The 13,551-nt window shown below is 60.0% G+C and carries 9 protein-coding genes and 3 pseudogenes; 7 read left to right on the top strand and 5 right to left on the bottom strand.

The annotated features are described in order from the left end of the window. Nucleotides 1-73: 73 nt before the first annotated feature. Nucleotides 74-511: a DUF6163 family protein gene (locus ACW4PC_RS02315; RefSeq protein WP_283071359.1), complete on the bottom strand. Its 438-nt coding sequence runs from the start codon at nucleotides 509-511 to the stop codon at nucleotides 74-76. Nucleotides 512-643: 132 nt separating this feature from the next. Here ACW4PC_RS02315 and hemB point away from each other — a divergent pair, with 132 nt between their 5' ends. From hemB to ACW4PC_RS02290, 5 genes and pseudogenes are all read left to right on the top strand, one after another. Further along, a complete protein-coding gene (gene hemB, locus ACW4PC_RS02310) occupies nucleotides 644-1,657 on the top strand; it encodes a porphobilinogen synthase (RefSeq protein WP_455872703.1) in 1,014 nt (337 codons plus the stop codon). A gap of 71 nt (nucleotides 1,658-1,728) precedes the next feature. Continuing rightward, nucleotides 1,729-2,187: an RDD family protein gene (locus ACW4PC_RS02305; protein WP_455872702.1), complete on the top strand. Its 459-nt coding sequence runs from the start codon at nucleotides 1,729-1,731 to the stop codon at nucleotides 2,185-2,187. A gap of 168 nt (nucleotides 2,188-2,355) precedes the next feature. Beyond that, nucleotides 2,356-3,132, top strand: a complete 777-nt coding sequence (locus ACW4PC_RS02300; RefSeq protein ID WP_455872701.1) for an arginyltransferase — start codon at nucleotides 2,356-2,358, stop codon at nucleotides 3,130-3,132. After that, nucleotides 3,133-4,015 (top strand): annotated as a pseudogene (locus ACW4PC_RS02295) (DMT family transporter). Next, a pseudogene (locus ACW4PC_RS02290) lies at nucleotides 3,976-4,077 on the top strand (hypothetical protein); the annotation flags it as partial. The pseudogenes ACW4PC_RS02295 and ACW4PC_RS02290, both read left to right, overlap by 40 nt. Before the next feature lie 169 nt (nucleotides 4,078-4,246). Here the strand turns inward: ACW4PC_RS02290 and ACW4PC_RS02285 are convergent. Both ACW4PC_RS02285 and parC read right to left on the bottom strand, forming a co-directional pair. Beyond that, a complete protein-coding gene (locus tag ACW4PC_RS02285; RefSeq protein ID WP_092583127.1) occupies nucleotides 4,247-4,702 on the bottom strand; it encodes an SRPBCC family protein in 456 nt (151 codons plus the stop codon). Between the two features lie 154 nt (nucleotides 4,703-4,856). Continuing rightward, a complete protein-coding gene (parC, locus tag ACW4PC_RS02280; protein ID WP_455872700.1) occupies nucleotides 4,857-7,112 on the bottom strand; it encodes a DNA topoisomerase IV subunit A in 2,256 nt (751 codons plus the stop codon). Between the two features lie 222 nt (nucleotides 7,113-7,334). On the opposite strand from parC, the gene ACW4PC_RS02275 reads away from it, so the two are divergent. Beyond that, a complete protein-coding gene (locus ACW4PC_RS02275; RefSeq protein WP_455872699.1) occupies nucleotides 7,335-8,522 on the top strand; it encodes a hypothetical protein in 1,188 nt (395 codons plus the stop codon). Between the two features lie 61 nt (nucleotides 8,523-8,583). Here ACW4PC_RS02275 and aspS read toward each other — a convergent pair whose 3' ends face one another. Beyond that, nucleotides 8,584-10,374 carry an aspartate--tRNA ligase gene (aspS, locus tag ACW4PC_RS02270; RefSeq protein WP_028739574.1) on the bottom strand — a complete coding sequence of 597 codons (1,791 nt, stop codon included), beginning with the start codon at nucleotides 10,372-10,374 and terminating at the stop codon, nucleotides 8,584-8,586. A gap of 258 nt (nucleotides 10,375-10,632) precedes the next feature. Here aspS and ACW4PC_RS02265 point away from each other — a divergent pair, with 258 nt between their 5' ends. Then, nucleotides 10,633-12,024, top strand: coding sequence for a multicopper oxidase family protein (locus tag ACW4PC_RS02265; RefSeq protein ID WP_455872698.1), 1,392 nt, complete (start codon nucleotides 10,633-10,635; stop codon nucleotides 12,022-12,024). Nucleotides 12,025-12,337: 313 nt separating this feature from the next. On the opposite strand, the pseudogene ACW4PC_RS02260 reads toward ACW4PC_RS02265, so the two are convergent. Beyond that, a pseudogene (locus tag ACW4PC_RS02260) lies at nucleotides 12,338-13,511 on the bottom strand (IS110 family RNA-guided transposase). Between the last annotated feature and the right edge of the window lie 40 nt (nucleotides 13,512-13,551).

Below are 13,551 nucleotides of genomic sequence, written 5' to 3'. Positions count from 1 at the left end.
CCCTATCGAATACAAATAAAATTCTACTTAAACTGCAGGCTTAACAGCACCTTACCGGAAACCCCGCGTTGTATCAGGGTAAATCAACGCTTACTTTGCGGCGCTGGCGGCGTTTCTCCAGCCAGAGCGCCAGGCGGAAAACCAGATAGACCAAGGCAACCGCGCCATGCATCACAAGGATGAGCCGGTTGGAGCCGAAGGTCTGCGGCAGCAGGCCATACATCAGGATTTGTCCGCCTGCGGCGAGCACCCAAACGACCGGGCCCCAGGATACCGTCAGCCAGAGGCCGAGCGAAGCGACGGGGAAGAGGACGGCAAGGCTGGTGGCCGCAACTTTCCACGGCAAGCTCAGAAGATCGAAGCGCCCTGCCCCCACCAGTGAATAGCCAACAAGCATCGCCCAATATTGCAGGCCGAACCAGAAGCAGGAGATCGCGATCAGCCTCAGGAAGAGGATGAACAGGATGTCTATCAGCGTCCGCTTCGGCATCGTCGGAGAATCATTTTCCATGGCGCAGACTTTAGGGTTCCCGTTGCGGCTCCACCAGCGGCTGATCCGCCGCGGCCAATCGCGCGGTTTGGTTTTCCGGTCCGTCATGATAATGAGCGGACCAAGAAATGGAATGGCCAGGGACGAAAGACAATGCAGGACAAGACGCATCTCGTCGACGAGATCACCGGACACCGCCGCATGCGCCGCAACCGCAAGGCGGACTGGACGCGCCGGCTGGTGCAGGAAAACCGGCTGACGGTGGACGACCTGATATGGCCGGTCTTCGTGATCCCCGGTTCCGGCATCGTGGAACCGATCCCTGCCATGCCCGGCGTCAACCGCATGAGCATCGACAAGCTGGCGGATGCAGCCAGGGAAGCGGCTGACCTCGGCGTCCCGGCAATCGCCACCTTCCCGAACATCGAGATGGCACTACGTGACGAAACGGGCTCGAACAGCCTGGAGGCCAACAATCTCATCAATCAGGCGACGATCGCCATCAAGAAAGCCGTTGCGAACATCGGTGTGATCACCGACGTGGCTCTCGACCCTTTCACCAGTCACGGCCATGACGGCATCCTGCACGGTGGCGAAATCGTCAACGACGAGACCGTCGATCAGGTCGCGCGCGCCGCCGTCATGCAGGCTGATGCCGGTTCCGATATCATTGCCCCGTCGGAAATGATGGACGGCCGCATCGGCGCGATCCGCCGGGCACTCGATGCTGCAGGGCACCAGAATGTCGGGATCATGAGCTATGCCACCAAGTTCGCGTCGGCATACTACGGGCCTTATCGCGAGGCGATCTCAACCGGCGGCCTGCTGAAGGGTGACAAGAAGACCTACTATATCGATCCTTCCAATGGCACCGAGGCGATCCGCGATGCGGCACTCGATGTCGAAGAGGGTGCGGACATGCTGATGGTCAAGCCCGGCCTGCCCTATCTCGACATCTGCTGGCGGATGAAAGAGGCCTTCGGACTTCCGACCTTCGCCTATCAGGTTTCCGGGGAATATACGCAGATCAAGGCTGCAGCGATGAATGGCTGGATCGACGGCGAACGGGCGATGCTTGAAACGCTGCTAGCCTTCAAGCGCGCCGGCTGCGACGGGATCCTGACCTATTTCGCGATCGAGGTCGCCAGACTGCTGGCAAAGCGCTGATCTTCACGCATTATTGTATCTTCGGCGGCCGACACCATATCAGTGGCATCGATTTCCAAAGGAGACCGCAGATGAGCCTTAATCCGAACCCGCTTTATGCCGCACCGGAAGACTGGCGCGCCTATAGCGGCACGCTGAGCCGGCGAGTCTTCGCGTTCATTCTCGACTACATCATTGTGCTGCTGCTCTGCATTCCCGCGGCAGTCGTGCTGTTTTTTCTGTCGATTCTGACGCTCGGCCTCGGCTTCTTTCTCTATCCGGCGCTCTTCGTGCTGGTTGCCGGCCTTTATTTCGGCTTTACGGTCGGCGGGCCGAACCAGGCTTCGCCCGGCATGCGGGCGATGGGGATCGCAATCGTGCGCGTCGATGGCCGCCCGATGGATTTCCTTTTGGCGATCGCTCATCTGGCGCTTTTCTGGATCCTTAATTCGCTATTGACGCCGCTGATTCTGCTTGCTGGTCTTTTTACCGAGCGCAGCCGGCTGATTTACGACCTGCTTGTCGGCACGGTTACCGTTCGCACCGACTGAGGCGGCAAATAAAATCCGCCGCCGGTCTTTGCCGGCCGGCCCGCGGCGCCATATCAAAAAAGAACAGAAAATTGATAGCGCGGATAGGACAGCCGCGCTGTTGACGTTTTCTATTCTTAGTTCATGCTGTCTTGAAATAGTCAGTGCGAAAGGACATTTCCCCGGCAGATGAATACGCAGGCCTCGCCATCACCGCAGTTTTATCTGACGGCTCCGGCTGCATGTCCGTATTTGCCGCATGAGATGGAGCGTAAGGTCTTCACGCATCTCGTCGGTCCGCGCGCTGCAGAAATGAACGACATCCTGACACAAGGCGGCTTCCGCCGTTCGCAGAACATCGCCTACCGCCCCGCCTGCGAAGCCTGCCGTGCCTGCGTCTCGGTGCGTATCCTCGCGCAGGAGTTCCAGCCGACGAATTCGATGAAACGGGTGCTCGCCCACAACGTCGACGTCATTGCGACCGAATTTCCGGCGCAGCCTTCCAGCGAGCAGTATTCACTCTTTCGCCGCTATCTCGACGACCGGCATCAGCAAGGCGGCATGTCCGACATGACCGTGCTCGACTATGCGATCATGGTGGAAGATACGCATGTGAACACCAAGATCATCGAATACCGCAAACGCGAGGAAGGTTCGGGCCTGGAGACCCGTCCGCGCGGCGAGCTCCTGGCTGCGGCGCTGACCGACACGATGAGCGACGGCCTTTCCATGGTCTATTCCTATTTCAATCCCGAATATGACAAGCGCTCGCTCGGCACCTTCATGATCCTCGATCATGTGAAGCGCACGAAGGCGCTCGGCCTTCCGCATGTCTATCTCGGCTACTGGGTTCAGGGATCGCGCAAAATGGATTACAAGACGCGCTTCCAGCCGCAAGAGCACCTGACGCCGCGCGGCTGGGAACGCTTCGATCCCTCCACGATTCCCGAAGGCGCGCACGACTAGATGTCCCTTCCTGCCCTTTCCGGTCACCGGAAGGGCCTTGCGCTGACGGCAATCGGTGGCCTGGCCCTTTCCATGGACATTCCGCTCGTGCGACTCGCCGAAGGAAAAGATGTGGCCGATCCTCGGCCTTCGCAGCATTACGACGGTTCTGGTGACGCTGCTTATCGTCGCAGCGATCCGCGTGCTGAAAGGGAAATGGCCGATCCTGATCCCGGGACGGCACGGCATCGTTGCGGGACTGCTTTACGGCCTGTCCACGCTGACCTTCCTGCTTTCAGTTTTCAACACGGCGACGGCCAACGTCGTCTTCATCGTTGCCTTCAATCCGATGTTCGGCGCGCTGCTTTCGTGGATATTTCTGAAAGAGCGGCCGCCGGTTTCGACCTTGCTGGCGATGGCCGCCATGATCGTCGGCGTCGGGCTGATCGTGCATGACGGAAGTTCGAGCGGCCACATCTTCGGCGACGCGATGGCGCTGCTGAGCGCGCTCATCCTCGGCGCGGCAATCACGGTCGGCCGGGCCTCTCGGCGCGACATGGGCTTCGTGCCGCTCCTTGCCGCGATGTTCCCGGCGATCCTCGGCTTCGGCATGGCGCTGCCTGGGGGCGTTTCGATCGATCATCCCGGCTGGATCATCTTCAACGGCGCCATCGTGATGCCCGTCGCCTTCTGGTGTCTGGCAACCGGCCCGCGCTATCTCTCGGCCCCCGAAGTCGGCATGTTCTACCTGCTGGAGACGGTACTTGCCCCGATCTGGGTCTGGTTCATCTTCGCTGAAATTCCGACCGCGATGACACTTATGGGCGGCGCCATCCTCTTCATAGCGATCATGACGCATTCGCTCTGGATGGCACGCGGAAGCGGTGTTCGACAGCGACGATAGCGTTTGGCGAGGACGATATCATTGTCCTTGCCGCTGCATATCTTCGTTGGATTGTCCGAAACCATCCTTTGATCGACGGCAACAAGCAGACCGGCTGCCTCGCTGCGTTCGCCTTCCTATATGTAAACGGCCGTCTCATTGATGCCGAGAACGCACAGATTGTTGGCTTCCGCGCCTCCGTCGCCGCCGGCGAAATAGACGAAGCGGGCGTGACGCGCTTTCGGCGTATCCTTAGCTCGCTAGCCGGTCCGTCTGTTCCAGCACCCGTTCCAGCCCGTCCATCACATGCGTCCAACCCTGACGGGTCTTTTCTTCGAAGGCCCCCCATTCGGCGCACATTTCGTGGGACAGCGTCAAACGGCTGCCGTCACCCAGCGGCTCGATGTCGATCTCGACGCGGTCGGGATTGTGGTCGTGCTCCTCCGCCGAGAAGCTGAAGGCCATGTGTCTCGGCCTGCGAAGTTCGAGAAATATGCCGCAGTGGCATGCGTCGCCGGTTGGGCGCCTGTCGATGATCAGAAAGCGGCCGCCGACATGGGGAGCGATTTCGGCGCGGATAACATGGCCATCCTTCGCCGCGAAAAGGAAGCGCCTGGCGATTTGCGGGTTGAGCCATGCGTCGTAGACGACGGAAGGCGGCGCATTATAGGTGTGGTCGACATGCAGCTTGATGGTATTGGCAGACATTGATGCTCCTCCGTTTGGGGGCTGCGCTGCGAGCGCAATGCCCAACGGCCATTCCGTCCGTCCTCGGAATGAACCTGTTCCCAATTTTGATAACAGGAATGAGATAGAGGATGCGACCCGCTCGCCAAGAGCGGATCGCCAATTTGTTATTGCCTCAGCCGGCAAATTTGCCGCTGCGGGGGAAGCCCTTTGGAACCGTGCGGCCCGCAGAAGCGCGGTCGCCCAACCATTCGGCCAGTTCTTCCTTGTTTTTTGTGAAAGTACGCCCTGCGCTGTCTTCCCAGACGAGACCGTCGGCGATCGCGAAGCAACGGACGTCGGAAATGCCGCCATCCTTGTATCGCTGCAGACGCACGCCCTTGCCGCGGCCCATCTCCGGAACCTGGGCCAGCGGGAAGACCAGCATCTTGCGGTTCTCGCCGACGACAGCGACCTGATCACCGCTGACGGGCACGATGAGCTTGGTTTCGTCCGGCATCGCAACATTCATGATCTGCTTGCCCTTGCGGGTGTTGGCAGCCATTTCGGATTCCGCCACAACGAAGCCGTTGCCGGCCGTCGAGACGATCAGCTGCTTGCGCGACGGATCGTGGACGAAGGCCGTCAGCACAGCCTGATCGTTATCCATGTCGACTATGATGCGCAACGGCTCGCCATGGCCGCGCCCGCCGGGCAGCTTGTCGCCGCCGAGCGTGAAGACCTTGCCGCCGGTGGTGACGACAAGGATCTTGTCCGTCGTCTGTGCCGGGAAGGCTATCTTCAGCGCATCGCCTTCCTTGAAGGTCAGGCTCGCGGTGTCCGCGATGTGGCCCTTCAGCGCACGGATCCAGCCTTTTTCGGAAACGACGACGGTGATCGGTTCCTTCTCGATCATCGCGTGCTGGATGGCTTGTTCGTCGGCTTCGGGCGCCTCGGCGAACTGGGTGCGGCGGCGGCCGATTTCGGTTGCCTTGGCGAACTTCTTCTTCACCTCGCCAATTTCCCAGGCGACCGTCTGCCACTGCTTTTCCTCGGAGGCGAGCAGCGCCTCGATGCCGGTCTTCTCCTTCGTGAGATCGTCAAACTCGGTTCGGATTTCGAACTCTTCGAGCTTGCGCAAAGAGCGCAGCCGCATGTTGAGGATCGCCTCGACCTGGTTGTCGGTCAGTCCCCAGCGGGCCACCATCACCGGCTTCGGTTCGTCCTCCTCGCGGATGATGCGGATCACCTCGTCGATGTTCAGGTAGGCAATGAGCAAGCCGCCGAGGATTTCGAGGCGTCTGTCGATTGCGGCAAGGCGGAAGCGTGAACGGCGCTGCAAGACCTCGCGGCGGTGATTCAGCCACTCCTTCAGCACCTCGTTCAGCGCCATGACGCGCGGAATGCGCCCCATGGACAAAACGTTCATGTTCAGCGGGAAGCGGCTCTCCAGCTCCGTCAACTTGAACATCGATTCCATCAGGATCGTCGGATCGACGGTACGGCTCTTCGGCACCAGCACGACTCGGACGTCTTCGGCAGACTCGTCGCGTATGTCTTCCAGCAGCGGCAGCTTGCGGGCGATCAGCAGCTCGGCGATCTTTTCGATCAATCGCGACTTCTGCACCTGGAAGGGGATTTCGGTGACGATGATCTGATAGCCGCCGCGACCGAGATCTTCGATCTGCCACTTGGCGCGTACCCGGAAGCCGCCGCGGCCGGTGCGGTAGCTTTCGATGATGCTTTCGCGACCGTCGATGATGATGCCGCCCGTCGGAAAATCCGGCCCCGGAATGAACTCGACGAGCTTTTCGACGGTCGCATCCGGATGCTTGATCAAGTGCAGTGCCGCATCGCAAAGCTCATGGGCGTTATGCGAAGGAATGGAAGTCGCCATGCCGACGGCGATGCCGGAGGAGCCGTTCGCGAGCAGGTTCGGGAAAGACCCCGGAAGAACGGTCGGTTCCTCGTCTTCCTCGTTATAGGTCAGGCGGAAATCGACGGCATCCTGCTCGATGCCTTCGAGAAGAAGCGCCGTGACCTCCGTCATGCGCGCTTCGGTATAACGGTAGGCGGCGGCGTTATCACCGTCGATATTGCCGAAGTTTCCCTGCCCGTCGACGAGCGGATAACGCTGGGAGAAATCCTGCGCGAGACGCACCAGCGCGTCGTAGACGGACTGGTCTCCATGCGGGTGGAACTTACCGATGACGTCGCCGACGATGCGGGCGCATTTCTTAAAGGCTGTGTTCGGGCGTATGCCCATCTCGCTCATGGCATGAATGATGCGCCGATGAACCGGCTTCAGACCGTCGCGGACGTCTGGAAGCGCGCGGTGCATGATGGTCGAAAGTGCATAGGCCAAGTAACGCTCCTCGAGCGCGGCCTTCAGATCAACCGGGTGAATGCTGTCGTCATCTCCGCCGGAAGGCGGCAAAATCTCTTGTCCCATGAGCCTTGCCTAGCCCAGAAGGCGATTCACGGCAAGGAATGAGGGGGGTGGCCCTGTGGATGACGTCCTGCGACGCCATGAAAAGGTCATCAAGCATCGCCACCAAATTTGGACTTTGTTTGCTTTCCCCTTCAACAGAAATTTAGAAACCTGCAAATATAAACCGCGTTCGATTCGCAGTAATTTCACTGCAATTTGCAACCGCCACCAAAGGACTTACCCATGACCTTTTACCGGACAACCCGGCTGATGCTGTCTGGCGCAGCGTTCCTGTCACTCGCCGGCTCCGCGTTCGCGCTTGATGGGCAGGATCTCCTGAAGAAGCTGAATGCCGCCTATAGCGTCCAAGGCGGAACGATCACTGCCGATGGTGTCGATGTCGACGAGACGACGGTGACGCTGAAGAACGCGAGCTTCAAGCCGACTGGCAGCGAGGCCCTCCACATCGGCGACATCACGATGACCGGCGTCGAGGAAGACGAAGACGGCGGTTACTACATCGAGGAAGCAGCCTTTCCTGACATCAACATCACGCAAGACGGCGCGACCGTCAGCGCCTCCGAAATGACGCTCGGAGGCATATCCATTCCTGCTGATGTCAGCGGTGACGGCCTCGAGTCCATACTGCTTTACGAAACGGCGCATGTCGGCCCGTTCAAGGTCACCAAGAATGGCAAGGAAGTCTTCTCGCTCGGCGAAACCCAGATGAACCTGTCGCTTCGTGAAGACGAATCCGGCTTCGACTTCGACGGCGCATTCAAGAGCATGAAGGCGGACCTTAGCGATGCTGCGGACCCGCAGGCCAAGGAAGCAATCGAGAAGCTAGCCCTGCAGCACGTCAACGGCGACATCACGATGAAGGGCGCCTGGGATCTCGGCCCCGGCACGATCGACATCTCCGAATTTGCCTTCGACGTGACAAATGTCGGCCGCCTAAACCTTGCCTTCAAGATTTCGGGATACACCCTGCCCTTCATGAAGTCGCTGCAGGAAGCGGCGAAGGCCTCCGAAGCGAACCCGAACAAGGAAGAAGCGCAGCAGGCGCTTGGCCTTGCCATGCTCGGCCTGATGCAGCAACTTTCGTTCAACGGCGCCGAAATCCGCTTCGATGACGCATCGATCACGAAGCGTGCGCTGGAGTATGCTGGCTCCAAGCAGAACATCTCGGCACAGCAGATGGCGGATGCGCTGAAGGCTATGGCGCCGATTGCGCTGGCGCAGCTCAACATCCCGGAACTGCAAAATGCGATTTCGGCAGCGGTCAACACCTATCTCGACGACCCGAAAAGCTTCGCCGTCAGCGCCGCACCGGCCAAGCCTGTCCCCTTCCCGACCATCATGGGTGCTGCCATGGGCGCTCCGAACACATTGCCCGGCGTGCTCGGCGTGAAGGTGACGGCGAACCAGTAAGATTTGAATTCCACCAACAAATAAGCCCGGTAACGCACCGGGCTTATTGCATTGGAAGAACTCAGTCCTTGTTGACCGGCGGGATCGGGCGGATCGCCAGTTCGCGCAGCTGCGCAGGCGTTGCCGGCGACGGTGCGCCCATCAGAAGGTCCTGGGCCTGCTGGTTCATCGGGAAGAGCGAGATTTCGCGCAGGTTCTTCGCGCCAGCGAGCAGCATCACGATCCGGTCGATGCCGAAGGCGGCGCCACCATGCGGCGGTGCGCCGTACTGGAAGGCGCGATAGAGACCGCCGAAGCGATCCTCGACGTCCGCCTGGCTGAGACCCACCTTTTCGAAGGCCTGGACCATCAGTTCCGGCGACTGGTTACGGATCGAGCCCGAAGCGATTTCGAAGCCATTGCAGACGGCATCGTACTGGAAGGCCTTGATCGTCAGCGGATCCTGGTTCTGCAGCGCCTCCAAGCCGCCCTGGGGCATGGAGAAGGGGTTGTGGGCGAAGTCGACCTTCTTCTCGTCCTCGTTCCATTCGAAGAACGGGAAGTCGACGATCCAGCAGAGTTCGAAACGGTCGCGGTCGATGAGGTTCAGCTCGTCGGCAGCGCGGTTGCGCGCTTCGCCTGCGAACTTGTAGAACTTGTCCGGCTCGCCGGCGACGAAGAAACAGGCATCGCCGTCATCGAGGCCGAGCTGGGTGCGGATCGCATCCGTGCGCTCTTCGCCGATGTTCTTGGCGAGCGGACCGGCTCCTTCGAGCTTCTCGCCTTCCTTGCGCCAGAAGATGTAGCCGAGGCCCGGCTGGCCCTGGCTCTGCGCCCAAGCGTTCATGCGGTCGCAGAAGGCGCGGGAGCCGCCGGTCTTTGCCGGGATCGCCCAGACTTGGACCTTCGGGTTGGACGCGATCATGTTCGCGAAGACCTTGAAGCCGGAGCCGGCGAAGTGTTCGGTCACGGCCTCCATGACGATCGGGTTGCGCAGGTCCGGCTTATCGGAACCGTATTTGCGAATTGCCTCGTCATAGGGAATGCGTGGCCATTCCTTCGTCACCGGCTTACCTTCGGCAAACTCCTCGAACACCTTGGTCATCAGCGGACCCGTGGCGTTCCAGACGTCTTCCTGGGTCACGAAGCTCATTTCGAGGTCGAGCTGATAAAACTCGCCAGGCAGGCGGTCGGCTCGCGGGTCTTCATCACGGAAGCAGGGCGCGATCTGGAAATAGCGGTCGAAACCGGCAACCATCAAGAGCTGCTTGTAGAGCTGCGGCGCCTGCGGCAGAGCGTAGAAGGTGCCGGGATGGATGCGGCTCGGCACCAGGAAGTCACGCGCGCCCTCCGGCGAGGAGGCCGTCAGGATCGGCGTCGAATATTCGGTGAAGCCGATATTGCCCATTTCACGGCGCATGGCAGAGATGATCTGCGTGCGCTTGACGATGTTCTTGTGCAGCGTCTCGCGGCGAAGGTCGAGGAAGCGGTACTTGAGGCGGACGTCTTCCGGATAGTCCGGCTCGCCGAAGACCGGCAGCGGCAGTTCCTTGGCGGCGGAGAGGATTTCGATCTCCTGCGCGTAGAGCTCGATCTCGCCGGTCGCCATCGCCTTGTTGACGGTGTCTTCAGTACGCGCCTTCACGAGGCCGTCGATGCGGATGACCCATTCGCCGCGAACGGTTTCAGCGATCTTGAAAGCCGGCGAATCCGGATCGGCAACAACCTGGGTGATGCCGTAATGGTCGCGAAGGTCGATGAAGAGAACGCCGCCATGGTCGCGAACGCGGTGGACCCAGCCGGAAATCCGGACATTCGAGCCAACATCCGACTTACGGAGGGCTGCACATGTGTGGCTGCGGTAGCGATGCATAATGTCAAATCCTGGTATTTTGGCTTGAGACGGCAGCAAGGGGCTCGAATGGCTCTCCGGTGCCGACAAGAAAATCGGGCGGAAAAGCGCATGGACGGTCTGATTTGTCAAGGCTTGGGCTGCATTGAGCACCACTTTGGCACGGTTTATTCGGGCGCCCGATGCAAGGGAACTGCGGCAGTTTGGCCCTCACTTCCTTATTGATGAAAAGCGCAGTCAACTTTAAAGATGGCGCCATTGTTGTTGCCGGAGCGCCAGATGCCCCTACTCACCCGCCGCAATCTGTTGAAGGCGTCCGCCGTCGCCGGCGCCTACAGTGCCGGCATGGGCATTGCCGGCAAGTTCGGCTTTGCCGGCTCGGCCACCGAACCGCAGGTGCTGAAGGCGGTGAAGACCGAGGCTTCGCTTACCGCTGCCGGACCGACGATGGATGTCATGACCTGGGGCGATGGCGGCCCGCCGCCGGTGCTTCGCATGGCCCGCGGCAGGCCCTATGCCGCACGCCTGACCAATGCTCTCGACGAGCCGACGACGATCCACTGGCATGGCCTTCGCATCGACAACAGGATGGACGGTGTGCCTTTCATGACGCAGCCCTACGTTTATACGGGTGACAGCTTTGACTACGCCTTCACGCCGCCGGATGCCGGCACCTTCTGGTATCACCCGCATTGCAACACGCTGACCCAGATGGGCCGCGGCATGACCGGCTTGATCGTCGTCGAGGATCCTGCCGATCCGACTTTCGATGCCGAGATCGTGCTCAACATGCGCGACTGGCGGCTCGGCGGAGATGGGCAATTCATCGCGCCCTTCCGTCCGCGCGACGCGGCAAAGACCGGCACCTATGGAACGGTGCGCACGGCGAACTGGCAGCAGGAGCCGCAATATGATGCGCCGGCCGGCGGCCTTGTCCGCCTGCGCATCGCCGTAACGGATGTCACCCGCGTCTTCTCGCTGCGGATGGAAGGCGCCAAGGCGACGGTAATCGCCATCGACGGCAATCCGGTGCCGCAGCGCTTTCCGCTTGACCTGCTCCAGATCGGTCCCGGCCAGCGGCTGGACCTTGCCGTGCGGATGCCGGACAGCGAAGGCGGTGTAGCGATACTGGAGGATATCCGGGGGACCGCGCCGAAAACGATCGCGAGCCTGCGCGCCGTCGGTCAGTCGCTGAAACGCAACGCCGGCGACCTTGCCCCGCTTGCCGCCAATCCGGTCCCGCAGGCCGATCTTTCCGCCGCCGAAAAGATCCCGCTGGTGCTCAGCGCCACAGCGGAAAACGCCTCCGTCGACAGCATATGCGGCACGCTCGACTACAGTTTCTGGGCGATCAACAGGCTGCCGTGGCCGGGCGATATTGCCGATCCGACCGCCCCGCTTGCCGAACTGAAGCTTGGCAAGAGCTACATCTTCCAGCTCGAGAACGTGACGCCGCACCTGCATCCGATCCATCTGCACGGCATGAGCTTCACGGTCATTTCGTCCTCGACACGCGAGGTGATGCCGCTCGTTTCTGACACCTATCTCGTCCAGCCCGATGAGAAGGTCCAGCTTGCCTTCGTCGCCGACAATCCGGGCAACTGGGTGCTTCATTGCCATATCATCGAGCATCAGAAGACGGGCATGACGAGTTATGTGCGGGTTGCTTGAGGTAAGCTCACATGAGGATTTCGCCGTCAAGATCAATCACTGTTTCATAGCGTGCTCCTTTCGATTTGTATCGAATCCATGGCTGAGCCACCTCGCATGACGCGGCGCGTTTCCGTCGCCGGTTCAAACTCACATACGGTCGCCGTTTTGTCCGGCAGCACCACTATCCCGCTTGCGTAGCGGCAAGGCTCAGGAGAACGGGACCAATCTAAAGCGCGGCATTTGAAGCCCGACTTAGCGGCGGTTCGTTCACCTGGATCCGCCAGGATTGATCAGTCCTGGAAGATTTGTGTGTTCGGCCATTTTATGGTCGTCAGGCGGTCTTCATAACAGCCCCTTCGATGACAACACCCGCAGTGACAAACTTCCACAGCGCGATAAGGAGCTTGCGCGCCAGGGCAACTATCGCGGCTTTCTTTAAACGACCACCATTCGATTGGACCCGATCCACAAACCAACGACTGAGCGCTGACGCTGGCTGATTGCGTAGCCATAGCCAGGACAATTGAATCATCGTGGTGCGCAACCGGGGATTCCCTGCTTTTGAGACACCTTGTTCGTGGTCGATCGTCCCGCTCATCCATGGGGTCGGTGTCAAACCTGCATAGGCGGCAATCTGCCGCCGATTATCAAAATGTCGGCACAGCGCTTCGGTCCAAAGAACGGCGGCAAACTCAGCGCCGACACCTTTTAAAGTAAGCAACATTGCCGGCGCCGGTGCCTCAGACGCTAGCGGCTCATGTACGGAAAGCAGGGAATTACGCTCGCTCTCCACCTCGACGATTTGCTCAAGCAGCAACTCAAGACGATCGAGTTCTCGATTTATTTGAGCCTTGAGATGCTTCGGCAAGCCACGGCCGTCTCCGGTGCAAAGCTCCTCAAGCCGTATGCGGCGATCTTTTCGAAGCGGTTGATAGCCGCTGACGCCCTGGGCGAAAAGTAGACCCTTGACGCGATTAACATGCCTTACTCGCTCCGCAATCAACACTTTGCGTTCCCGGGCAGATTCGACGCCGGTCTTCGTCCTCTGGAGCTGGCGCTCTGACCATTGCGCACACACGTGGCTCGCCACGCTTGAATGCCAGCAGTGTCCGCGTCAATGCCTCTCCATCAATCTTGTCGGTCTTAACGCGCCGACGTCGACGAGAGGTCGCGATAGAAGCTGCATCAACTACGTAACTCTCAATCCCGTTCGCTTCCAGAACCCGATGGATCCAAAAGCCATCCAATCCAGCCTCTTGGATCGTCACGATGGGAAACGACTTCCCTGTTCGTAGCCGCGCCTTCAGTTGGAGCTGCTCAAACCGAGCGAGCAACTCGGCTATATTGCCGCCGTCCACCACATGCTTCGACATCTTTTCGCCGTTGCCCGGCGACAACGAAGTGATCAACCAGGTCGATCGGCTAAGTTCCAACGACACAAAAATTGCGCCAAGATCAGTGCGGACAGCGGTTGGCGTCTTTGATTGAACGGATGTGGCTTCCATAACCTGTTCCTTCTGAGCGAGTGCTTTGATGCAGCCTCAC

The organism is Rhizobium yanglingense (assembly GCF_977109285.1).
Note: the sequence above shows the minus strand (reverse complement) of the source record. Positions and strands in the feature narration are given on the sequence as shown.